Origin of the sequence: Streptomyces sp. ADMS (genome assembly GCF_033441795.1) — a bacterium.
Lineage (GTDB): Bacteria > Actinomycetota > Actinomycetes > Streptomycetales > Streptomycetaceae > Streptomyces.
The window spans coordinates 1-21,691 of sequence record NZ_JAVFVX010000057.1; the positions used below are offsets into that span (position 1 = coordinate 1).

General features: G+C 68.9%; 20 protein-coding genes and 2 pseudogenes. 16 read left to right on the forward strand and 6 right to left on the reverse strand.

Annotated features, from left to right (window positions below):
- The 3 genes from RB628_RS23815 to RB628_RS23825 form a co-directional block, all read left to right on the forward strand.
- Positions 1-366: ATP-binding protein (locus RB628_RS23815; RefSeq protein WP_318322554.1), on the forward strand; the 366-nt coding region annotated here is incomplete at its 5' end.
- A gap of 109 nt (positions 367-475) precedes the next feature.
- Entirely contained in the window at positions 476-721 is a 246-nt protein-coding gene (locus RB628_RS23820) for a hypothetical protein (protein ID WP_412180712.1), read from the forward strand.
- Entirely contained in the window at positions 705-1,061 is a 357-nt protein-coding gene (locus tag RB628_RS23825) for a hypothetical protein (RefSeq protein ID WP_318322555.1), read from the forward strand. The genes RB628_RS23820 and RB628_RS23825 overlap by 17 nt, the downstream gene beginning before the upstream one ends.
- A 24-nt stretch (positions 1,062-1,085) precedes the next feature.
- Here RB628_RS23825 and RB628_RS23830 read toward each other — a convergent pair.
- Positions 1,086-1,715, reverse strand: a pseudogene (locus RB628_RS23830) (hypothetical protein); the annotation flags it as partial.
- A 267-nt stretch (positions 1,716-1,982) separates the two neighbouring features.
- Here RB628_RS23830 and RB628_RS23835 point away from each other — a divergent pair.
- The 4 genes from RB628_RS23835 to RB628_RS23850 all read left to right on the forward strand — a co-directional run bounded on the left by RB628_RS23835 (position 1,983) and on the right by RB628_RS23850 (position 7,616).
- Entirely contained in the window at positions 1,983-5,036 is a 3,054-nt protein-coding gene (locus RB628_RS23835; RefSeq protein ID WP_318322556.1) for a BTAD domain-containing putative transcriptional regulator, read from the forward strand.
- A 4-nt stretch (positions 5,037-5,040) separates the two neighbouring features.
- A complete protein-coding gene (locus RB628_RS23840) occupies positions 5,041-5,847 on the forward strand; it encodes an A24 family peptidase (RefSeq protein WP_318322557.1) in 807 nt (268 codons plus the stop codon).
- Positions 5,848-5,936: 89 nt separating this feature from the next.
- Positions 5,937-7,130 (forward strand): cyclic dehypoxanthinyl futalosine synthase, encoded by a 1,194-nt coding sequence (gene mqnC, locus RB628_RS23845; protein ID WP_318322591.1) that lies wholly within the window; start codon positions 5,937-5,939, stop codon positions 7,128-7,130.
- Between the two features lie 39 nt (positions 7,131-7,169).
- A complete protein-coding gene (locus RB628_RS23850) occupies positions 7,170-7,616 on the forward strand; it encodes an imidazolonepropionase-like domain-containing protein (protein WP_318322558.1) in 447 nt (148 codons plus the stop codon).
- A 66-nt stretch (positions 7,617-7,682) separates the two neighbouring features.
- On the opposite strand, the gene RB628_RS23855 is transcribed toward RB628_RS23850, so the two are convergent.
- Complete coding sequence (locus RB628_RS23855) at positions 7,683-8,732, reverse strand: hydrolase (RefSeq protein ID WP_318322559.1); 1,050 nt, start codon at positions 8,730-8,732, stop codon at positions 7,683-7,685.
- 411 nt (positions 8,733-9,143) lie between these two features.
- Here RB628_RS23855 and RB628_RS23860 point away from each other — a divergent pair, with 411 nt between their 5' ends.
- The 4 genes from RB628_RS23860 (at position 9,144) to RB628_RS23875 (ending at position 13,949) form a co-directional block, all read left to right on the forward strand.
- Positions 9,144-9,497: a hypothetical protein gene (locus RB628_RS23860; RefSeq protein WP_412180713.1), complete on the forward strand. Its 354-nt coding sequence runs from the start codon at positions 9,144-9,146 to the stop codon at positions 9,495-9,497.
- 18 nt (positions 9,498-9,515) lie between these two features.
- Positions 9,516-11,888, forward strand: coding sequence for a bifunctional polysaccharide deacetylase/glycosyltransferase family 2 protein (locus tag RB628_RS23865; RefSeq protein WP_318322561.1), 2,373 nt, complete (start codon positions 9,516-9,518; stop codon positions 11,886-11,888).
- Positions 11,888-13,153 carry an acyltransferase gene (locus RB628_RS23870; protein WP_318322562.1) on the forward strand — a complete coding sequence of 422 codons (1,266 nt, stop codon included), beginning with the start codon at positions 11,888-11,890 and terminating at the stop codon, positions 13,151-13,153. Before RB628_RS23865 ends, RB628_RS23870 begins: the two co-directional genes overlap by 1 nt.
- 100 nt (positions 13,154-13,253) lie before the next feature.
- The gene (locus tag RB628_RS23875) at positions 13,254-13,949 is read left to right on the forward strand and encodes a demethylmenaquinone methyltransferase (protein ID WP_318322563.1); all 696 of its coding nucleotides are present in this window, start codon (positions 13,254-13,256) and stop codon (positions 13,947-13,949) included.
- 3 nt (positions 13,950-13,952) lie between these two features.
- On the opposite strand, the pseudogene RB628_RS23880 reads toward RB628_RS23875, so the two are convergent.
- Both RB628_RS23880 and RB628_RS23885 read right to left on the reverse strand, forming a co-directional pair.
- Positions 13,953-14,257: pseudogene (locus RB628_RS23880) on the reverse strand (serine/threonine kinase).
- A 159-nt stretch (positions 14,258-14,416) separates the two neighbouring features.
- Positions 14,417-14,923 (reverse strand): GNAT family N-acetyltransferase, encoded by a 507-nt coding sequence (locus RB628_RS23885; RefSeq protein WP_318322564.1) that lies wholly within the window; start codon positions 14,921-14,923, stop codon positions 14,417-14,419.
- A gap of 99 nt (positions 14,924-15,022) precedes the next feature.
- Here RB628_RS23885 and RB628_RS23890 point away from each other — a divergent pair, with 99 nt between their 5' ends.
- Positions 15,023-16,306, forward strand: a complete 1,284-nt coding sequence (locus tag RB628_RS23890) for a geranylgeranyl reductase family protein (RefSeq protein ID WP_318322565.1) — start codon at positions 15,023-15,025, stop codon at positions 16,304-16,306.
- 29 nt (positions 16,307-16,335) lie between these two features.
- Here the strand turns inward: RB628_RS23890 and def are convergent, their stop codons facing one another.
- Complete coding sequence (def, locus tag RB628_RS23895; protein ID WP_318322566.1) at positions 16,336-16,962, reverse strand: peptide deformylase; 627 nt, start codon at positions 16,960-16,962, stop codon at positions 16,336-16,338.
- A 140-nt stretch (positions 16,963-17,102) separates the two neighbouring features.
- The gene (locus tag RB628_RS23900; protein ID WP_318322567.1) at positions 17,103-17,957 is read right to left on the reverse strand and encodes a C40 family peptidase; all 855 of its coding nucleotides are present in this window, start codon (positions 17,955-17,957) and stop codon (positions 17,103-17,105) included.
- Between the two features lie 725 nt (positions 17,958-18,682).
- On the opposite strand from RB628_RS23900, the gene RB628_RS23905 reads away from it, so the two are divergent.
- The 4 genes from RB628_RS23905 to RB628_RS23920 are packed head-to-tail and all read left to right on the forward strand — an operon-like array spanning position 18,683 to position 21,688.
- Entirely contained in the window at positions 18,683-19,042 is a 360-nt protein-coding gene (locus RB628_RS23905) for an NADH-quinone oxidoreductase subunit A (RefSeq protein ID WP_189151771.1), read from the forward strand.
- 14 nt (positions 19,043-19,056) lie between these two features.
- Positions 19,057-19,611, forward strand: coding sequence for a NuoB/complex I 20 kDa subunit family protein (locus RB628_RS23910; protein WP_056552623.1), 555 nt, complete (start codon positions 19,057-19,059; stop codon positions 19,609-19,611).
- A complete protein-coding gene (locus tag RB628_RS23915; RefSeq protein ID WP_318322568.1) occupies positions 19,608-20,369 on the forward strand; it encodes an NADH-quinone oxidoreductase subunit C in 762 nt (253 codons plus the stop codon). Before RB628_RS23910 ends, RB628_RS23915 begins: the two co-directional genes overlap by 4 nt.
- Complete coding sequence (locus tag RB628_RS23920) at positions 20,366-21,688, forward strand: NADH-quinone oxidoreductase subunit D (RefSeq protein ID WP_318322569.1); 1,323 nt, start codon at positions 20,366-20,368, stop codon at positions 21,686-21,688. The genes RB628_RS23915 and RB628_RS23920 overlap by 4 nt, the downstream gene beginning before the upstream one ends.
- Positions 21,689-21,691 lie beyond the last annotated feature (3 nt).

Consider the following 21,691-nt stretch of genomic DNA (forward strand, 5'->3'; position numbering starts at 1 on the left):
CGCGCCGTCACCGTCTGCCGCCGCACCGTCCGCCTCATCCTCACCATGCACGGCCACATCCGCCTCACCGACGTCGCCGAACTCCTCGCCACCGAGCTGATCTCCAACGCCGTACGCCACACCAAGGGCCCCGTCGTTCTGCGCCTGCGGATGCGGAACGGCTTCCTGCGCGTCGGAGCGTGGGACGCCGACCCCGAGCCGCCCACGCCGCCGCCCTCAGCAGAGGCGTTGACGCAGCTCACGCACCTGGAGGACGGGCGCGGCCTGGCTCTGGTCAGTTCGTGCGCCGATCTGTGGGGCTGGCAGCCGTTGAGCAGGGGTGGCCGGCGAGGCAAGTACGTGTGGGGTGACCTCGTCGCGGCATAGCGCGTTGATCACGTCGGACAGGAAGGAGAGATGATGGTCGGCTCGTCACACGAGGCGCTGCATCGGATCTTCCAAAAGGATCCGGGCGAAGCAGATCTGGAGGGGCCTGATGACGGCGATCAACTACTTCTGGCGGCACCCGCTGGCGGAGCAGGCGCGCGAAGAGGGCCGGGTCGAGGAGAGGGCCAGAATGACGCTCGGCATTCTGGAGTGGCGCGGTATCCCGGTGCCCGAAGCGGTTCGGGAGCGGGTGCTGGCCTGCACACACCTGGAGCAGCTCAAGACCTGGGCTCAGCGAGCGGTCCATGCGACGGCCGCGGACAACTTGTTCGTAGGTGATGACGATCGAACCTGATGAGTCCGCCGGGAGCATCGCGGACGACCGGACCCCGTGGAAGCTTCCTCCGTACATCTGGCACGAGTCGGCACGCCGAGCATGGCTGGAGGCCGCAGAGCTGGCATTCAGTGAGGGCTTCGAGGAGGGTTTCCGTGCGAGCCTCAGGCAGAGAGTGATCCTTCGCCTCTTCTACTGGCGAGGGATCGACGTACCGGAACCCGTCCGTCAAAAGGTGCGCGCGAGTACGGATCTGGGCCAACTCCGAGTCTGGCGTGACCTCGCCTATGAAGTGAACGACCCGGAGAACCTGTTCGCCCACGACCGGACCGGCCGGACCGACCGGACCGACCGGACCTGATCCGGTCGTCGGGAGGCACGGGTGTCACCGGTTGACCGACTGGATCTCCTGGACGTTGATGTCCTGCGTCGTCTCGAACGTGCCGTTCGGGAGGTCGCCCCCGGTGCCGTCGCTGCCCTGCCAGGTGATTTCCCAGGTGACGGAGGCCTTCAGCTGGTACGGGCTGCCATCGGTGGCGCGGAGGTATGTGATCCCGCACGGTGGTGCCTGGGACGCCTTGCCCGCCGCGTACGGCGTACCGATCGAGCCGTCCTCGTTGATCGTGCAGTCGCCCGAGGCCGGGTAGGTGGTGGCGTCGCGCGTGCCCGGGTCCAGGTGGAGGGCGACAGGCTTGGCCGTCGTCTCCGCCCGTAGGCCCGTGTTGGGGAGCTCGGCGCGAACCTTGACCTCCTGGAAGGTGCCCTTGTCCAGCCAGACCCAGGTGGGCAGGTTGACGGTGGACTTGGCCGCCGGCTTCAGCTGGACCTCGGTCTCGGGGACCTTGATCTTGTCGTAGGCGTACTCGGCAAGCGTCTTCGGGGTCTCGCCCGCGTCGACCCAGAACATGATGCGACCGCAGTCCCACGAATCCGCGTCGCTGGGATCAGGTGCGACCCCGCGCCAGAAGTAGCCGTCCTTGCCGAGGTTGTAGTTCTCGCAGCCCTCGGCGGTGCTGTTGGTGGGCTAGTTCAGCATTGTGTGGGGACTGTGAGAAGCGTGTCGTGGCGGTTGCGAGCGGTCCCGATGCCGAGCAGTGCCGGGACCCTTCATCCACCCCGACCCGGACTTAGTGGTCGGTAATGGCACGTTCCCCGCGTCCGGGAAGCCCCCCCTGCCCGACCCTCCTGCCCGACCCTCCACGCCCGAAATGGGTTCCCGATAGGCTCAGTACACCCCCACATAGGTCTGCACCCCACACGACACGAACCCAGGACACCCGCCATGCCGCGACGCAGCACATCAAGCCGGACGGGAAGCTCGTCGGGAGACCCGTCGGGGCCCAGGAACCGCACTCCGCAGCCCCTGCCGAGGCGGCGGCGCAGCTTCGGTGACTTCGTCAAGGCGTTTCTCGCGTTCGTCGCCCTCGTCGTCCTGCTCGTCGGGGTGCCCTACGCGCTCGCCGTGACGATCGGCTGGCCGTTCCCGGACGGGTCGCCGTCCCTGGACTGGCTGCAGGAAGAGATCACGGTCAACACGTTCCTCGGCGTCCTCGGCGTCGTCGTGTGGATCGCCTGGGCCCAGTTCACCGCGTGCGTGCTCGTCGAAATGAAGGCCGCCCTGTCCGGGGTCGGGATGCCGGGGCGGGTGCCCGGAGCCGGGCCGAGTCAGCTGCTCGCGCGGCAACTCGTCGCCGCGCTGCTGCTCGTGGGTGCCACGGCCGCCTCCCTCACGCCGGGGCTCTCGCAGCTCGGGCACAGCATGGACCAGAACCAGAAGGGCACCGTCGCCTCCGCCCAGGCCACGCCCGGCGGTTCGCTGAGCGGGGTGTTCGCGCAGCAGCAGGAGCAGGCGGCCAGCACCGCCGCCGCGCTCGGCCGGCAGGCCGCCGATGCCGCCAGTCACGCGGAGGTCGGGGGGCCGTCGGTCAAGGCCGAGGACACGAAGTACTACCGGATCCAGCCTCCCGAGGGCCGGCACCACGACTCCCTCTGGGAGATAGCCGAACGGCATCTCGGTGACGGGCGCCGCTACGGCGAGATCTACCAGCTCAACAAGGACCGCGTGCAGCCCGACGGTTCGCGGCTGTCCGAGGCCAGTCTGATCCGGCCCGGCTGGATCATGCAGATGCCCGGTGACGCCCGCGGCGGCGACCTCGTCGAGATGCCCGGCACCGGCACCAGCGCCAACACCACCGCTTCCGAAGCCGGTTCCACCGTCTCCCCGCAGGTCGCGCAGCAGATCAGCCAGTACGCCCAGACCGGCGACCACGCGCAGAAAGCCGGTGGCGGCAAGCAGGGCGGCACCGCCTCCCTCGACACCCACACCACCCGCATCAGCCTCCCCCAGCAGCGCCCCGCGACCGGCTCCCAGGCCACCCCCGCCGTCCACGGCGAGCAGCAGGCCGCGACCCCGGCCGAAGCCACCGCCGCCGAAGCCGACGCCGGTTTCTCCTTCGGCCTCCCCGAAGCCCTCGTCGGCGCCCCCCTGCTCGCCGCCGGTCTCCTCGGCGCGCTGGGCCGCCGGCGCCGTCAGGCCCTGTGGCAGTCGGCGCTCGGTGCGGTCGGCGGTCGGCGCGGTATGGAGCCGCCCACGCCGACCGGTGCCGCCGCCGACGCCCAGGACGCGCTCATGATCGGCGCCGACCCCGAAGGCGTACGCCTGCTGGACCGCTCGCTGCGTGGCCTCGCGGCCTCCCTCGCCGGCGAGTCCCGCCCGCTGCCCACCGTCTACGCCGCGTGGCTCAGCAACGGTGACCTGCACCTCCAGCTCGCCCAGCCCGCCGGGAAGCCCCCGGCCCCGTGGCAGCTCGGGCAGGACCAGACCTTCTGGCTGCTGTCCCGGACCGACGCCGAGCGGTACGAGGATGTCGACACCGCCGCTCCCTACCCCGGGCTCGTCAGCCTCGGGACCATGGACGACTCGCGCCTGCTGCTCAACCTGGAGTCGGTACCGGGCATCGTCTCCCTGAGCGGCAGCGAGTCCGACCGGGCCGCCGTATTCGCGTCCGTAGCCGCCGAGTTGGCCACCAACGGGTGGTCCGACCGGATGACCATCACCCTCGTCGGATTTGGCCAGGACCTCACCCCCCTCGCCCCCAACCGGCTGCGCCACCTCGACGACATCGAGGCCCTCGTCGAGACGATGGAGGCCGAGACCCGGCAGCGGCGCGGTGCGCTCGGTGCCGCCGGTCACGACTCGGTCCTCACCGGCCGTACCGGGCCCGCCCAGCACACCCGTTGGGCCCCGCACCTCGTCCTCCTCGCCGCCGAACCCTCCGCCGACGACGCCGTCAGGCTCGCCGAACTCGCCGCCGACGCAAGCCGGCTGGGCATCGGATACCTCGTCGGCACCGAGAGTGGCGATCTGCCCGGCGCCGCCTGGGAGATGGAGATCACCGGCGAGGGCAAGCTCCTCGCGCCCCTCCTCGGGCTCGAACTCGACGCCCAGGTTCTGCCCGTCGCCCAACAGCGTGCGATCGTCGAGCTGTTCGTCAACGCCGACCCCGAGAGCACTCCGGACGGGCCGACGACCACGCCCCCCTTCCTCGTCGACATCAGCGAGCAGGGACGGCCGGCGGTGTACGCCCGGCTCGTGGGCCCGTACGAGATCATCGGCCTCGGCACCCCCGACGGGGAGCGCAGCCCGCTCCAACACGAGGCGCTCGCAATGCTGTTGCTGCACCGCGAAGGTGTGCACCCGCGTGTACTGTCCTCCGCGCTCTGGCCGCGCGGTGTCACCGACGACGTACGCGAGGCGCTCCTCGACCGGCTGCGCGTCTGGCTCGGCAACGACCCCGACGGCACGCCCCGCCTCGCCACCGACGCCAACGGGCGGCTCACGCTCGCCAAGTCGGTCGTGTCCGACCTCGATGTGCTGCGCTCCCTCTACCACGAGGCCACGCAGGGCAGGGGCGTCGACAGCCGGGTCGTTCGCGGACGGCTGCTCACCGACGCGCTCGCGCTGGTGCGCGGGCCGCTGCTCGCCGACCGTGCCGAGGGCCGCTACGGCTGGCTGACGCACGAGATCATCGACGCCCAACTCCCGCTGCTGGTAGCGGACATCGGGCTCGCGCTCGCCGAGTTCCACCTGGTGAAGAACCGTGCGGAGCGGGCCATCGAGGCACTCGCCGCCGCGCTCAAGTCCGCCCCCGCCGACGAGCGGCTGTGGCACGAACTCCTGCGCGCCACGCACTCCACCGGCGACATGGACAAGCTCCAGCAGGTCGCCGCCGACCTGATTGGCCGCAGCGGCGCACGCGGCGTGCCGCCCCGCACCGAGGCACTCCTCGACGAGCTGCTGCCCACATGGCGCGACGGCACCGCGGCCGTGGGCTGAGGCCATGACCGACCAGCTGCTGATCGCGGTCGCCGCGCTGTGGGGCGCGGCGGCCGGGACGCTGCTGCCGCGCGTCGCCTACCGCTTCTCCGTCCCGCCCGAGGAGACCTGGCGGGACCGGTGCCCTCAGGGTCACCCCCTGGGCGGCTGGCTGGGCTGGGCACGGTGCGCGAGCTGCGCCGGTACGGGCAGTGCCAGTGAGGCCGCCCGGGACGCGGGCCACCTCGCGCCGGGCGCGGCCGGCCCCTCGTACGACAGGAGTGCGTCGTACGGGCCCAGCACCCCCCTCCTCGCCCTCGCCACCGCGCTTGTCTGTGCCGCCCTCGCCGTCGCGACCGGTACCCGCCCGGAGCTCGGGGCCTGGCTGCTGCTCGCGCCCGTCGGGGTGCTGCTCGCGGTCGTGGACTTCCGGGTGCAGCGGCTGCCCGACCTGCTCACCCTCCCGTGGGCCGCCGCCGCCCTCGTCCTGCTGGGCGTGGCCGCGCTGCTGCCCGAACACGCGGGCGACTGGCTCACCACCCTGTTGGGCGCTCTGCTGCTCGGCGGCGCGTACTTCGTGCTCTTCCTCATCAGCCCCAACGGCATGGGTTTCGGCGACGTGAAGCTCGCCCTGGGGCTGGGGGCCGTCCTGGGCTGGTACGGCTGGGGGAGCGTCGTGCTCGGCACCTTCGCCGGGTTCCTGTTCGGAGGCCTCTACGGCTTGGCCCTGGTCATCGCGCGGCGCGCCGGGCGCAGGACGTCCATCCCGTTCGGCCCGTTCCTGATCGCGGGCGCCTTCGTCGGGCTGCTGATCGGGGCGTACGCGGCCTGACGTGAGGCGTGGCGGGACGCTGACGTAGGCTGGAACGGTCCGCCCCACGCCTTCCGAAGGGACGCCCGGTGACCGAGAACGCCGACCATATGTCGTTTGATGTCACAGCCGTCCTGGACCGTGCCGCCGCAGGCGAGCGGATCACCCCCGAAGAGGCGCTCGTCCTGTACCGGGACGCCCCGCTGCACGCCCTCGGCTCGGCCGCCGACGCCGTGCGCCGCCGCCGGTACGCGGGTACGGAGCACATCGCGACGTACATCATCGAGCGCAACATCAACTACACGAACGTCTGCGTCACGGCGTGCAGGTTCTGCGCCTTCTACGCCGCCCCCAAGGACAAGGCCAAGGGCTGGACCCGCGATCTCGACGACATCCTGCGCCGGTGCGCGGAGACCGTCGAACTCGGCGGCACGCAGATCATGTTCCAGGGCGGCCACCACCCGGACTACGGCGTCGAGTACTACGAGAAGCACTTCGCCGCGATCAAGGCCGAGTTCCCGCAGCTCGTCATCCACAGCCTGGGTGCGAGCGAGGTCGAGCACATGGCCCGGATCTCGAAGGTATCGGTCGAAGAGGCCATCACCCGTATCCACCAGGCAGGTCTCGACTCCTTCGCGGGCGCCGGCGCCGAACTGCTCCCCGCGCGCCCCCGCAAGGCCATCGCGCCCCTCAAGGAGTCCGGCGAACGCTGGCTGGAGATCATGGAGACCGCGCACGGGCTGGGCGTCGAATCGACGTCCACCATGCTCATGGGTACCGGCGAGACCAACGCCGAGCGCATCGAGCACCTGCGGATGATCCGTGACGTACAGGACCGGACGGGCGGCTTCCGCGCCTTCATCCCGTACACCTACCAGCCCGAGAACAACCACCTCAAGGGCCGTACGCAGGCCACGATCTTCGAGTACCTGCGCATGATCGCCATCGCCCGCCTCTTCATGGACAACACCGCCCACATCCAGGGCTCATGGCTGACCACGGGCAAGGAGGCCGGCCAGCTGTCCCTGCACTACGGCGCGGACGACCTCGGCTCGATCATGCTGGAGGAGAACGTGGTCTCCAGCGCCGGCGCCAAGCACCGCTCCAACCGTATGGAGATCATCGACCTGATCCGCAAGGCGGGCCGCGTACCCGCCCAGCGGACCACGACGTACGAGCACATCGTCGTCCACGACGACCCGGCGAACGACCCGGTCGACGAGCGCGTCATGTCCCACATCTCGTCCACCGCGATCGAGGGCGGCACGGCCCACCCCGAGCTCAAGCTCCTCGCCAGCAACTGACCGACTGACCGACTGCCTTACTGACCAACTGGCCTTCCTGTGCTGACGATTCACGCCGCCGACGAGGTGCGTACCACCTGGGACGCGGAGCCGCTGAAGGACGGTGCCGTCGCGGTCGACGGCAACCGGGTCGCCGCTGTGGGCCCGCTCGCCGAGCTGGCGGAACGGTTTCCGGGGGCGAGGGTGCGCCGCTGGCCCGGGGTCCTGGGCCCCGGCCTCGTCCACGAGGGCCCACTCCCGGACGCCCCGACGCCGCGCGAACGCGTGCACGCCGTGCTGAAGGGGGGCGCGGTGGCCCTGGTGGAGGCGTACGTCACCTCACCCGACCTCCGCTCGGCCGCCGAACGCAATGAGGTTGTCCTACTCCGCCACCCGCGAACTCCGGCGATCGTGGAGGGCGAGCGGGCGGACCTGGCCGTATTCGACGAGGGCGGGCAGTGCCTGGCAACGGTATGCGCAGGACGCCTGATCCACAGACGCCGGTGAACAGTCAGGGGCGCGGGTAGCCGCGCGACAGGCCCCCACGCACCCGCACCCGGCAAACAACCCCTCTCACCCCGAAAAAGCCACCCCAAAAGCCCCCGCGTCCTGAGAAACCCCACTGCAATCAGTCGCCGCATCATCGGAAGCGGTAATCCCCTCCGCACACTCCTGGTCCCGGAATGTCGACCACATCGACACCCACGCAATCCCTTTCTCTTCCGCGAACGCCCGCACCTCCGCCGCGTCCGCCAGAGAAAACGTCTCGTTGTCGACGTCGTTCACACCGATCATCGACGTCAGAGCCATCCCCCGCCATGCCCCCTCCTCCGACAGCCCGAAGATGTCGGCGAGTTGATCGTGCGTCGCGGCGGCCGAGGCGAGTGCGTACTCGCCCATGTCACCGGAGTGCTCGCTGCTGTAGTTCATCGTCATGATGTTGACGGTGGACACCTGCACCGAGTTGTTGTTGGCCGAGTCGAGCAGGGTCACGCTGTCGTCGTCGAGGCCGGTCGGCATGACCGGCAGTGTGAAGGTGACGCTCAGATCGGTGCGCTCCTTCTGCAGCAGGGCGATCGCTTTCGAACGCAGCTCGATGGAACCGGAGTCGGTGAGAGCGTCGCCCTCGACATCGAAGTCGGCCTGGGTCGAACCGGACGCGTCCAGGGCCGCGCCGTAGGCCTTGGCCAGCGCGGACGCGCTGTCGCAGACCTCCGCCAGCTCCTTGCCGGAGGCGCCGCCGAAGGAGACGCGGACCGAGCCACCGGTCGCCGTCAGCTTCGCTGTACGGGACTTGACGGCCGAGTCGCCGATGGCCGTCGTACCGTTCCACTTCGGCGTGCACGTCGTACCGTCCGAGATCACGAACGCGAGGTTGTACGTCGTCGGTGAGCCGGCGCTGTCGTTGTCGGACGCCTCGGTGGCACTGACGTAGGGGGCGAACGCGGTCGTCGAGGCCGTGTCCGCCGAAGGGGAGGCGCTCGGCCGGGCCTGTTCGGAAGTGGCCTCGGACGCGGTGTCGGAGCCACTGTCCGCATCGCTGTCCGAGCCCGACGAGCACCCGGCGCAGGCCAGCGCCACCAGACATGTGAATCCGATGGCCGACCTCAGAAAACGCCTCATCGCGCATGCACCCGCTCTCGTGATTTCCGTCTCAGGATGGAAACGAAGTGTGATTTCGAAGTGGATCCGGAGTGGAAAGGTCTCACACGAGCCTGTCCTTCATGAGAACAGTGAACACACAGCGCGCTCATGGATGGCGCCCCACGAAGGGCGCGAATGGGGCGAGTTGGCGGGACAATCAACTCCTTTCCATTGAGGGTCGGCCGCGCAGGCTTCCAGGGAATCTCTCAGAAGATGCACAGGTTAAGGAGTTTCTCATGGGCGTCTCACATGAGAACCAGAGTTTCAGTCACATAAAGCCCTCCTAATGTCCGGGGAATGCATTCCGAGCCTGCCATCGAAAACTGTGCCGAGAGCCGCGGCCGTCGCCGCGAGAGCGGCAACGGGTCCGACGGGTCCGCAGCGGGTCCCGTGTTCGTTGACAACTCCGGCCGCCGGGCGAAACTGCTCCGCCGGTTCGGCACCTTCCTCGGTGTCGTCTGTCTTGGGTATGCCGTCGTGCTCGGCATGGCCTTCATGGGCTGGGGCACGTCGCTCACCCCGTCCTCGCTGCTGCCCTTCGGCGGCGGCCCCGGCGCCAACCAGGGCCCGGGAGGCAACCAGCAGCCGCAGGGCGGCTTCGGGGCGGCCCCGTCGGGCGCTCCCACCGGCGCCGCCACCCCGCCCGCCAGGCCCTCCGGCACCCCGCCGACGGGCGTCGCCACGGGCGAGCCGCCCGCTTCGGCACCGACCGCCACCGCGTCCGCCTCCGCGGCCGCCAACTGACCGGAACGCAGCCACCACATGACTACGACGACCACCTCGCGCGGCCGCAGGCGCGCCCCCTCGAAGGTGCAGCGGGCCGCCGGCAAGGCCGCGGCGCTGCAGAAACCGCGAGTCATCCTCGCCCTGCTGCTCCTGCTCGCGCTGACCAGCGTGATGCTGCTCGACGGCTATCTGCGCGCGGAGGTCGGCGGCGACCAGCGTGTACGCACCGGGGCCAGCTCCAGCGCCGTCCCCGACACGGTCATCGACGGCGGGCCGATCCTCTCCTTCCGCAACGGGCAGGCCGTGAGCCAGTCCGTGCCGGAGAAGACCATCGCGCTCACCTTCGACGACGGTCCCAACCCCACCTGGACGCCCCAGGTCCTGGAGATCCTGGAGGAGTACGACGTCCCAGGCACGTTCTTCGTGGTCGGCTCGATGGTGTCGCGCTACCCGAGCACCGTGCAGACGATGGTCGAACAGGGCAACGAGATCGGCATCCACACCTTCACGCACGTCGACCTCTCCTACCAGAGCGACGCCCGGGTCAACCGCGAGATGCAGCAGACGCAGCTCGCGCTGGCGGGCGCGGCCGGCATCACGACGACGCTGTTCCGGGCGCCGTACTCGTCGGAAGCGGACGCCATCGACAACTACAGCTGGCCCGTCTACGAGAAGCTCGGCGAGGAGGGCTACACCAGCGTCTTCGTCGACACCGACAGCGACGACTGGAAGCGGCCCGGCGTCGCGAAGATCATCAAGTGGGCCACACCGGAGGACGGCAAGGGCGCCTCGGTGCTCTTCCACGACGCCGGCGGCGAGCGCTCGCAGACGATCAAGGCGCTGCCGACGTACATCGAGAAGATGAAGGCCGCGGGCTACACCTTCACCACCATCAGCGGCGCGATCCAGCAGCAGGAGCCGAGCGCGCAGCAGGCGGCCAGCGGTGCGGGTGCCGGTGCGGGCGCGGGTGCTCCGGGTACCGCCGAGGGCCAGCAGCCCGGCGGCGCACCGACCGGGCAGCAGGGCGACGGGCAGCAGGGCAGCGGCCAGCAGGGCAGCGGTCCGGGAGGTGGTGGGGCGTCGAACCTCCAGGCCGCCCACCGCACCGCCACCGGTGCGACCCTCTACGAGGGCAAGGCACTCATCGCGGCCGTCGCCGTCGCCGAGTGGGCCGTACCGGGGCTGGCAACCGGACTGGCGGTGGTCGGCTTCGCCGTCATGGGCCGGTTCGGGATGATGCTGATCCTCGCCCGCCGCCACTACCGGCAACGCAACCGGAAACGCGGCAAGGGCGGAAGGTTCAGCTGGGGGCCCACGGTCACCCGGCCGGTGACGGTGATCGTGCCCGCGTACAACGAGAAGGAGTGCATCGCCAACACCCTAGAGTCGCTGGCGAGGAGCACCCACCCGATCGAGATCATCGTCGTCGACGACGGCTCGGACGACAACACGTCCCAGATCGCGCGCGACGCGGCCCTCTCCTTCGGCATGACGAACGTCCGGGTCATCCGCCAGGAGAACGCGGGCAAGCCGGCCGCCCTCAACAACGGTGTACGCAGCGCGAGTTACGACATCGTCGTGATGATGGACGGCGACACCGTCTTCGAACCGGACGCCGTGCACCAGCTCGTCCAGCCCTTCGCCGACCCCGAGGTCGGCGCGGTCGCGGGCAACGCCAAGGTCGGCAACCGCAACACGATCATCGGCGCCTGGCAGCACATCGAGTACGTGATGGGCTTCAACCTCGACCGCCGCATGTACGACCTGCTGCGCTGCATGCCCACCATCCCCGGCGCGATCGGCGCGTTCCGCCGCGACGCGGTCCTGGAGGCCGGCGGCATGAGCGAGGACACGCTCGCCGAGGACACCGACATCACCATCGCGATGCACCGCGCGGGCTGGCGGGTCGTCTACCAGGAGCACGCCAAGGCATGGACGGAGGCGCCCGGTTCGCTGAAGCAGCTGTGGAGCCAGCGCTACCGCTGGTCGTACGGCACCATGCAGGCCCTCTGGAAGCACCGCAAGTCCCTTACGGACAAGGGCCCGTCGGGCCGCTTCGGCCGCGTGGGCATGCCGCTGGTGGTCATCTTCCAGATCCTCACGCCGGTCTTCGCCCCGCTGATCGACGTGTTCACGGTCTACTCGATGATCTTCGTCGACTTCCAGGCGGCGATCCTGGCCTGGCTGGCGGTCCTGGGCATCCAACTCGTCTGCGCGGCCTACGCGTTCCGCCTGGACCGCGAACAGTACCGGTACCTGCTGATGATGCCGCTGCAGCAACTGGCGTACCGCCAGATGATGTACCTCGTCCTGATCCACTCCTGCATCACCGCCCTCACCGGCGGCCGCCTGCGCTGGCAGAAACTGAAGCGCACGGGCGAGGTAGGCACCCCGGCGGGAGCGAGCTGATGAGCTGGGGGACGGATCAGCAGGGTCACGGCCCCACCCATGGCTACGGCAACGACCATGGCCATGGGTACGAGTACGGGCAACAGCCGTACCCCCAGCAGTACGTCGGCCACCGACAAGTCTCCTACGAGCAACCGGAGTACGTGGCGGAGCCGCAAGCCGCCACCAGCCTCAACGCCACCAGCCCCAGGGCCACCAAGGAGACCGAGCTCCCGCCGACGGCGAGGAAACCGGCGGGCCGCGACCGCTACTTCGACACGCTGCGCGCCATCGCCCTCGTCCGCGTCGTCACGTACCACACCTTCGGCTGGGCCTGGGCCGGCATGGTGTTTCCCTCCATGGGCATCATGTTCGCCCTGGCCGGCACGCTGATGGCGAAGTCCCTGGAGCGTCCCGCCCTCAGGGTGATCAGGAGCCGGGTCCGCCGGCTCCTGCCCCCCTTCTGGTTCTGGGGCTTCTTCGTGATCCTCGCGATGATGGTCCACGACTGGATGCCGGGCTGGCAGATCGTCTTCTGGGTCGTGCCGATCGGCGACCCGCCGGGCAACGCCTGGGGCGAGCAGGCCTGGGAGATCCTCTGGTACCTGCGCACGTACCTCTGGTTCGTCCTGCTGTCCCCACTCCTGCTGAGGACGTTCCGCCTGGCCCCGTCGGCCGTACTGCTCCTCTCCCTGGCCCCGATCGTGGTGTTCCACTCCCTCTGGGAGCCCCCGGACAACCGCTTCGGCAACGGCCTCACCGACCTGGCCACCTTCCTCTTCTGCTGGGTCCTCGGCTTCGCGCACCGCGAGGGCGTCCTGCGACGGCTCAAGCCGGCGCTGGTGGTTCTGCTCTCCCTGGCCGCCATCGGCTTCGGCGGCTGGTACGCCTTCACCCACCAGGCCGAGACGGGCTCCTACGACCTCGACGACATCCCGCTCGCGCAGGCGTTCTGGTCGGCGGGCTTCGTGACGCTGCTGATGTACGCGAAGGCGCACTTCGAGATCGACTTCGCGGGGCTCACCCGTTTCAAGCGACTCGACCGGATCGTGACGATCTTCAACGCGCGCGCCGTCACGCTCTACCTCTGGCACGAGATCGCGCTGGTCCTGGCCGTCCCGCTGATCGACCGGTTCTGGAACATCCCGGCCTTCGAGAAGTACCTGCCGCTGGAGAGCCAGTGGTTCATGTTCGGCATCGGCTGGATCCTGACAGCCGTGTTCGTCCTGCTGTGCGGCTGGGTGGAGGACGTGGCCGGCAAGAAGAAACCGAAACTGTTGCCGTAGGCAGCCGGGTGGTGCGATGACGGGCCGGGCGCTTCTGGTACGCCCGGCCCGCGCCCGTGCCGCCGGGAGGCCGTGAGGTACTTACTGCCACAATGGGCACGTGACCCGCGCATCCCTGAACAAGCAGCCGCACGAAGTCGCCTCGATGTTCGACGACGTGGCGGAACGGTACGACCTCACGAACGACGTGCTGTCGCTCGGACAGGACCGCGTGTGGCGCAAGGAGGTCGCGAAGGCGGTCGACGCCCGCCCGGCGCAGAAGGTCCTCGACCTGGCCGCCGGTACGGCAACGTCCTCCCTCCCCTTCGCCCGCACGGGCGCGTACGTCGTCCCCTGCGACTTCTCCCTCGGGATGCTCAGGGTCGGCAAGCGGAACCACCCCTGGCTGCCCTTCACGGCGGGCGACGCCACCAGGCTGCCCTTCAAGGACGACACCTTCGACGCGGTGACGATCTCCTTCGGGCTGCGCAACGTCCAGGACACCGGCGCGGCGCTGCGCGAGCTGTACCGGGTCACGCGCCCCGGTGGACGGGTCGTGATCTGCGAGTTCTCGCACCCGACCTGGGCGCCCTTCCGCACGGTGTACACGGAGTACCTGATGCGCGCCCTGCCCCCGGTCGCGCGCGCGGTCTCCTCGAACCCGGACGCGTACGTCTACCTCGCCGAGTCCATCCGCGCCTGGCCCGACCAGCCGGCCCTGGCCGAGCTGCTGCGCGACGCGGGCTGGTCGAAGCCGGCCTGGCGCAACCTGACGGGCGGCGTCGTCGCCCTCCACCGCGGCTTCAAGCAGCCCTGACCGTCACTGTCCTGCGCCGGCCGGTGACCTGATCGCCTCGAACGTGTCCCCGGGCCGGTCGAGTTCGCGCTCCGGCCCACCCCTGGGTGGCTTCGGCACCCGAGGTTCACGCACCCCAGCGCCCCCGCCGCCTTCCCCTCCCCGAAGTCGAACCACACGGTGACGACGGCACCGCCCGGTGTCGCGACACCGGGCGGCGCATACTGCGGCACGACGTAGTCGACGACGGCGAGAGGGAATTCGGGCCGGTCGGGCGCGGCGAGCAGCACCCCGTGTGCCCCGGCCCTCTCGCGCGCGTCCACGGCCATCAGGCCGACGGGCTCCGATACGCGTACTTCGGGTGTGTTGCGTGTTGTGTGCACTGACGTCACCCCCAGCGGTACCGGCGGAGTAACCCCGGCCGCGTACCGCCCGGAAGCGCTGAGTGCTTTTTGCGCCAGACGGTCACTTTCCGTAACGTATCCCGGTCACAGATCAAGCCGATAGCAGTGCCCCACCTGTTCCGCAGCCGGCGTCGTGAAGACCTCGGCGAGCCGCATGCCCAGTCGCCGGGTGACCGCGATGGACCGCTCGTTCCGGGCGAGGACCATCGCGACCACACTGGGCACTCCCGCCGAACGCACCCGGTCCAGCGTCAACCCGGCCGCCGCGGTGGCGTACCCCTGGCCCCAGTGGGCCCGCCCGAGCCGCCAGCCGATCTCGATCTCCCCCTTGGGTCCCCAGTCCTGCGGCCATGGCTGGGCGCCCGTGAAGCCGATGACCTGGTCCGACTCGTCGAGCATGGTCCACAGGCAGAACCCGTACTCGGCGTCGTGCCGACGCTGGCGGGCGGTGAGTTCCTCGTAGACGGAAAGTTCCGCCGACCTGCCCCCGTGGAACTCCATGACATCGGGGTCGTCGAAGACCCGGTGCCAGGCGAAGGCGTCCTCGTCGGTGGGAACACGCAGGCGTACTTCGGGGAGCGGTCGGTTCACGGGGCAGCCCTTCAGCCGGGTGATCAGTACTGCTGAATAGACTGCCCATGTCCAGTGCCGGTCGGCACGCAGATTCACAAGTCCTGGGGAGAACCCGCCGTGACCGAGCCCCTCTCCGAAAACACCGCCGATGTCATCGTCGTCGGGGCCGGGCCAGCCGGTTCCACCACCGCCTACTACCTGGCGAAGGCCGGACTCGACGTGCTGCTGCTGGAGAAGACCAGCTTCCCGCGCGAAAAGGTCTGCGGTGACGGCCTGACCCCCCGGGCTACCAAGCAGCTCGTCGCGATGGGCATCGACATCTCCGAGGAGGCCGGCTGGCTGCGGAACAAGGGCCTCCGCATCATCGGCGGCGGCGTCCGCCTCCAGCTCGACTGGCCGGAACTCGCCTCCTTCCCGGACTACGGCCTCGTCCGCAAGCGCGACGACTTCGACGAGCAACTCGCCCGCCAGGCCCAGAAGGCGGGCGCGCGCCTGTACGAGCGCTGCAACGTCGGCGCCCCGATCACCGACGACCGCACCGGCCGCATCACGGGCGTGCACGCGAAACTCGGTGAGGACAAGCGCGAAGTCACCTTCCAGGCCCCGCTGGTGGTCGCGGCCGACGGCAACTCCACCCGCCTGTCCCTGGCGATGGGCCTGCACCGCCGTGAGGACCGTCCGATGGGCGTCGCGGTCCGGACGTACTTCACCTCGCCGCGCCACGAGGACGACTACCTGGAGTCATGGCTGGAACTCTGGGACCGGCGAGGAGCCGAGGACCGCCTGCTCCCCGGCTACGGCTGGATCTTCGGCATGGGCGACGGCACGTCGAACGTCGGCCTCGGAGTGCTCAACACCTCGGACTCCTTCAAGGAACTGGACTGGCGTGAGGTGCTGAAGGCCTGGTGCGCGTCGATGCCGGAGGAGTGGGGCTACACCCCCGACAACATGACCGGCCCGATCCGCGGCGCCGCCCTCCCCATGGCCTTCAACCGCCAGCCCCACTACACGAAGGGCCTGCTGCTCGTCGGCGACGCCGGCGGCCTGGTGAACCCGTTCAACGGCGAGGGCATCGCCTACGCCATGGAGTCCGGCCAGATCGCCGCCGACGTCATCGTCCAGGCCCACGCGAGGGCCACCCCGGCCCAGCGGGAGATCGCGCTCCAGCGCTACCCGCGCGTGCTCAAGGACACCTACGGCGGCTACTACACGCTGGGCCGCGCCTTCGTGAAGCTCATCGGCAACCCGAAGGTCATGAAGATCGCGGCCGAACGCGGTCTGACCCACCCCTTGTTGATGAAGTTCACCCTGAAGATGCTGGCCAACCTGACCGACCCGACGGGCGGCGACGCGATGGACCGGATCATCAACGGCCTGAGCAAGGTGGCCCCGAAGGCGTGATCAGGCCGAGCTTGTCAGGAGGTACGTGATCAGGAGCTGAGGGCCTCCTGTCTGGCGGCCCGTCGCGCGAACACCGCCTCGCGACGGTCCGCCACCTGCCGCAGTGCGTCCTTCCGCTCCCGTGCGGTGAGCCGGTCCAGATACACGTGCCCGTTCACATGGTCGGTCTCGTGCGCCAGACACCGGGCGAAGTACCCCGTCCCCTCGATCACCAGAGGGTTCCCGTCCTGATCCAGCCCACGCACGACGGCCCGATCCGGGCGGGGTGCGTCCATCACCGCCCCCGGCACGGACAGGCACCCCTCGCCCTCGTCGAGGAGGCGCCGGTCGCCTGCGTCGAGCGGCTCCAGCACCGGGTTGACGACATGCCCGACATGCCGGACACCGTCGTCGTCCGGACAGTCGTACACGAACAGCCGCAGACCGACGCCGACCTGGTTGGCCGCGAGCCCCGCGCCGTCAGCGACATGCATCGTCAGGAACATGTCGGAGATGAGCGCGGCGAGTTCGGGCCCGAACTCGGTCACGTCCCGGCACGGCCTGTGCAGGACCTCTTCGCCCACTTCGGTGATCCGCCGCACGGCTCCACGCAGTGCCTCGGGTGTGAGCCGCGGATACGAGTCGACGGGCCTGCCCTGTACGAAGACACGAGGCATCGCTGTCTCTCCTTCTGCTGGGTGAAGTACTGAGGAAGTACTGGGGCCTCAGCCTCACACAGCGCCCCCCGGAGGGGGCGGAGAAGGGCCGCTGCCCACCAGTGGCAGCGACCCTCACGCACGAGTCCTCAACGATCCGCTCAGAGAACGCGTACCGCACCCGACGCCGGGTACCCGGACAGGTCCTGCACGACAACACCCTTGGACGGGTTGGCCGCGTCGAGGTACTGGCCGTTCCCGACGTACACCCCAGTGTGGTAGGCCGAACCCTTCGCACCCCAGTACAGGATGTCCCCGACCTCCAGGTTGGAGAGCGAGACCTCCGTGCCGACCGTCGACTGGTCCTGCGAGACCCGGGGGAGATCCACGCCGACCTGCTTGAAAGCGGCCTGGACCAGGGAAGAGCAGTCCCACGCGTTGGGGCCCGTGGCGCCCAGGACGTAGGCGTCGCCCACCTGCGCGTTGAGGAAGGCGATGACGGTCGCGACGCTGCCGCTGGCAGGAGCGGTGACCTGCGACGTCTCCGAGCTGGATGCGGAGTCGGAGACGGCCAGCGTCGCGCGCTCGGTGGAGCGGGAGACGGCGGCCTCCGCAGCGGCCTTGCGAGCAGCCTCGGCCTTCTTCTTGGCCTCCGCCTTCTGCTTCGCCTCCGCGAGGTCCTTCCTGGCCTCCTGGGCCGCCTTGGCGGCTGCGGCGTCACGCTCGGCCTGGAGCGCGTAGTTCGCGGCGGCCTGCTGAGTGGCGTCCGCGGACTCGGCGATCTGAGTGGCCAGGTCGGCCGTGAGGGTGGACAGTTCGAGTGTCTGCGTCACGGGTTCGGCGGCGTTCGCCGCGCTGGACGCACCCGCCACTGCCAGGGTGCTGAGAACGCCACCGGCGACTCCGGCGCGCATGGCCAGCGACGAGTTGCCGGCACGCCGGGGCTTCCGGTGGCTTCGTATGTGAGCGGTAGCGGTGTGGGACATGGGTACTAGCGGTACCAGCGACTCCTCCATACCTTCAAGAAACGTGTGGTGCGCCACAGTTGTTCAATCGGGCCCCCAAATTCCCGGACTGTCACTCTTTATTGACGCCGTAACGGGCATTGCGGACACAGCTGATCATGCCTGTGATCATGCGCTTTCATCGGTACGCCCGAATTGCCCGCTGCCTACCATCGGTTGCGGTCCGTGGCCAACCCCGGATCTTCACAGGTCTTCACGGATGTGGCACAGGTCACGGAACGGTCACCGCACGGGGTGCGTCCCGCGCGGAGATCGTCGACCGCGACCGCTAGTGAACGCGTGCACGCACGTACGGCCGTCCACATTCGCCACTCACGCCCCATCGGTGTGTGAACGCGCTTGACTGCCGAGCGGTCCTGTCCATCGCCAATTTGCATGCAGAAGAAGTCTCTTGATATGGAGATGACGCTCGTGACCTGCGGCGACTGGAGGCAATGTCACCTCTGGTGATCGCGTGGACGCTTCGAGTGTGAAGATCACCGCTCATCCGACTTCATGATCGTTCGTCAGGTGGTGGAGATCACAAAGGTTCGGCAATACCCCGTGTCGCAGATCACAGACCGGCGGGCATAGGATGCGGGGCAGTTGGGCTTGTGACCTGCTTCACATGTTCGCGATCTTCGTCGAGACGGGCGGGGTTCGCGGGCGGACGCGGCGGGAAGCGCCGGCCCATGCAATCGCCAGCAGTCAGTGCCGACTGAGAGGAGCGAGGAGCGGTGAACGCCTATGCGCCCATCCTCGTACTGGGAGCCCTCGGGGCAGGCTTTGCGATCTTCTCCGTGATCATGGCTTCGATCATTGGCCCGAAGCGTTACAACCGGGCCAAACTCGAAGCCTATGAATGCGGGATCGAGCCGACACCCACGCCGGCCGGCGGTGGGCGATTCCCCATCAAGTACTACCTGACGGCGATGCTCTTCATCGTCTTCGACATCGAGATCGTCTTCCTCTACCCCTGGGCCGTCACCTTCGACGCCCTGGGTGTTTTCGGGCTCGTGGAGATGTTGCTCTTCGTGCTCACCGTCTTCGTGGCGTACGCGTACGTATGGCGGCGCGGCGGCCTGGAATGGGACTGAGGGGCCTCTAAGACATGGGACTCGAAGAAAAACTGCCGAGCGGATTCCTGCTGACCACCGTCGAGCAGGCCGCGGGCTGGGTGCGCAAGGCGTCCGTCTTCCCCGCCACGTTCGGACTCGCCTGCTGCGCCATCGAGATGATGACCACCGGCGCCGGCCGCTACGACCTCGCGCGCTTCGGCATGGAGGTCTTCCGCGGTTCACCCCGCCAGGCGGACCTGATGATCGTGGCCGGCCGGGTCAGCCAGAAGATGGCGCCGGTTCTGCGGCAGGTCTACGACCAGATGCCCAACCCCAAGTGGGTGATCTCCATGGGGGTCTGTGCCTCCTCGGGCGGCATGTTCAACAACTACGCCATCGTGCAGGGCGTCGACCACATCGTCCCGGTCGACATCTATCTGCCCGGCTGCCCGCCACGGCCCGAAATGCTGTTGGACGCGATTCTCAAGCTCCACCAGAAGATCCAGACCTCCAAGCTCGGTGTGAACGCCGAGGAAGCCGCCCGCGAGGCGGAGGAGGCCGCGCTCAAGGCACTCCCCACGATCGAGATGAAGGGGCTGCTGCGATGAGCGACGCGAACAGCACCGGGGCGGACAGGCCGGCCGAAGGGGTCAATCCCGAGAAGGACCTCGCCGCCTCCAACCTCCCCGGCCAGCGCGGCGACGGTGGCGAGGAGGTCCGCGTCCAGCGCGGAATGTTCGGCGCCAACAACGGCGGCGACACCTCCGGATACGGCGGCCTGGTCCGCTCGATCCGGCTCCCCGGAGCCTCGGCGAGGCCGTACGGGGGCTGGTTCGACGAGGTCGCCGACGAACTCGAAGGCGCCCTGGAGGAACAGGGGCTGGTCCCCGAGAACGTGATCGAGAAGACGGTCGTCGACCGCGACGAGCTGACGTTCCACGTCGAACGCGCGTACCTGCTCAGCGTCGCCCAGACCCTGCGCGACGACCCGGCCCTGCGCTTCGAACTCTGCACGGGCGTGAGCGGAGTGCACTACCCGCACGACAAGGGCCGTGAGCTGCACGCCGTCTACCACCTGCGCTCGATCACCCACAACCGGCTGATCCGCCTCGAAGTCAGCGCCCCGGACAGCGACCCGCACGTCCCGTCCCTGGTCTCCGTCTATCCGACGAACGACTGGCACGAACGCGAGACGTACGACTTCTTCGGGATCGTCTTCGACGGTCACCCGGCCCTGACGCGGATCATGATGCCGGACGACTGGCAGGGCCACCCGCAGCGCAAGGACTACCCCCTCGGCGGCATCCCCGTCGAGTACAAGGGCGCCCAGATCCCGGCTCCGGACCAGCGGAGGTCGTACTCATGAGCACGCAGCACGCAAATCCGCGCGAGACCACCGAGGGCACCGTCTACACGGTCACCGGTGGCGACTGGGACGAGGTCGTCCAGTCCGCGGCCCGTGCCGACGACGAGCGCATCGTCGTCAACATGGGCCCGCAGCACCCCTCCACGCACGGCGTGCTCCGCCTCATCCTGGAGATCGACGGCGAGACGGTCACCGAGGCCCGCTGCGGCATCGGCTATCTGCACACCGGCATCGAGAAGAACCTCGAGTTCCGCACGTGGACGCAGGGCACGACCTTCGTCACGCGCATGGACTATCTGACGTCCTTCTTCAACGAGACCGCCTACTGTCTCGCCGTCGAGAAACTCCTCGGCATCGACGACCAGATTCCCGACCGCGCCACCCTCATCCGTGTGCTCCTGATGGAGCTCAACCGGCTGTCCTCGCACCTCGTGTGCATCGCCACCGGCGGTATGGAACTCGGCGCCACCACGATCATGATCTACGGATTCCGTGATCGTGAAATGATTCTCGACATCTACGAGCTCATCACGGGCCTGCGGATGAACCACGCGTACATCCGCCCCGGCGGACTCGCCCAGGACCTGCCGCCCGGCGCGGTGGACCACATCCGCGAGTTCGTGAAGAAGATGAAGAAGAACCTTCCCGAGTACGACAAGCTCGCCACCGGGAACCCCATCTTCAAGGCCCGTATGCAGGACATCGGCTACCTCGACCTGGCCGGCTGTATGGCTCTCGGCGCCACCGGCCCGGTCCTGCGCTCCACCGGCCTCCCGCACGACCTGCGCAAGAGCCAGCCGTACTGCGGCTACGAGACGTTCGACTTCGACGTCCCCACCGCCGACTCCTGCGACTCCTACGGCCGCTTCCTGATCCGCCTGGAGGAAATGCGCCAGTCGCTCAGGATCGTCGAGCAGTGCCTGGACCGGCTCCAGCCCGGCCCGGTCATGGTCACCGACAAGAAGATCGCGTGGCCCGCCCAGCTCGCCCTGGGACCGGACGGTCTGGGCAACTCCCTGGACCACATCAAGAAGATCATGGGCACTTCCATGGAGGCCCTGATCCACCACTTCAAGCTGGTGACCGAGGGCTTCCGCGTCCCGCCGGGACAGGCGTACGCGGCCGTCGAGTCACCCAAGGGCGAACTCGGGGTGCACGTCGTCTCCGACGGAGGCACCCGTCCCTTCCGGGTCCACTTCCGTGACCCGTCCTTCACCAACCTGCAGGCCATGGCGGCGATGTGCGAGGGCGGCCAGGTCGCCGACGTCATCGTCGCCGTCGCGTCCATCGACCCCGTGATGGGAGGCGTCGACCGGTGACCA

Excerpts from the sequence above, each read along its gene's own strand:
- def (WP_318322566.1), bottom strand. The coding sequence starts at position 16,962 with ATGCCTCGTGTCTTCGTACAGGGCAGGCCCGTCGACTCGTATCCGCGG.
- RB628_RS23855 (WP_318322559.1), bottom strand. The coding sequence starts at position 8,732 with ATGAGGCGTTTTCTGAGGTCGGCCATCGGATTCACATGTCTGGTGGCG.
- RB628_RS23915 (WP_318322568.1), top strand. The coding sequence starts at position 19,608 with ATGAGCGACGCGAACAGCACCGGGGCGGACAGGCCGGCCGAAGGGGTC.
- RB628_RS23865 (WP_318322561.1), top strand. The coding sequence starts at position 9,516 with ATGACTACGACGACCACCTCGCGCGGCCGCAGGCGCGCCCCCTCGAAG.
- RB628_RS23870 (WP_318322562.1), top strand. The coding sequence starts at position 11,888 with ATGAGCTGGGGGACGGATCAGCAGGGTCACGGCCCCACCCATGGCTAC.
- RB628_RS23920 (WP_318322569.1), top strand. The coding sequence starts at position 20,366 with ATGAGCACGCAGCACGCAAATCCGCGCGAGACCACCGAGGGCACCGTC.
- RB628_RS23900 (WP_318322567.1), bottom strand. The coding sequence starts at position 17,957 with ATGGAGGAGTCGCTGGTACCGCTAGTACCCATGTCCCACACCGCTACC.
- RB628_RS23840 (WP_318322557.1), top strand. The coding sequence starts at position 5,041 with ATGACCGACCAGCTGCTGATCGCGGTCGCCGCGCTGTGGGGCGCGGCG.
- RB628_RS23820 (WP_412180712.1), top strand. The coding sequence starts at position 476 with ATGACGGCGATCAACTACTTCTGGCGGCACCCGCTGGCGGAGCAGGCG.
- RB628_RS23910 (WP_056552623.1), top strand. The coding sequence starts at position 19,057 with ATGGGACTCGAAGAAAAACTGCCGAGCGGATTCCTGCTGACCACCGTC.
- mqnC (WP_318322591.1), top strand. The coding sequence starts at position 5,937 with ATGTCGTTTGATGTCACAGCCGTCCTGGACCGTGCCGCCGCAGGCGAG.
- RB628_RS23835 (WP_318322556.1), top strand. The coding sequence starts at position 1,983 with ATGCCGCGACGCAGCACATCAAGCCGGACGGGAAGCTCGTCGGGAGAC.
- RB628_RS23825 (WP_318322555.1), top strand. The coding sequence starts at position 705 with ATGACGATCGAACCTGATGAGTCCGCCGGGAGCATCGCGGACGACCGG.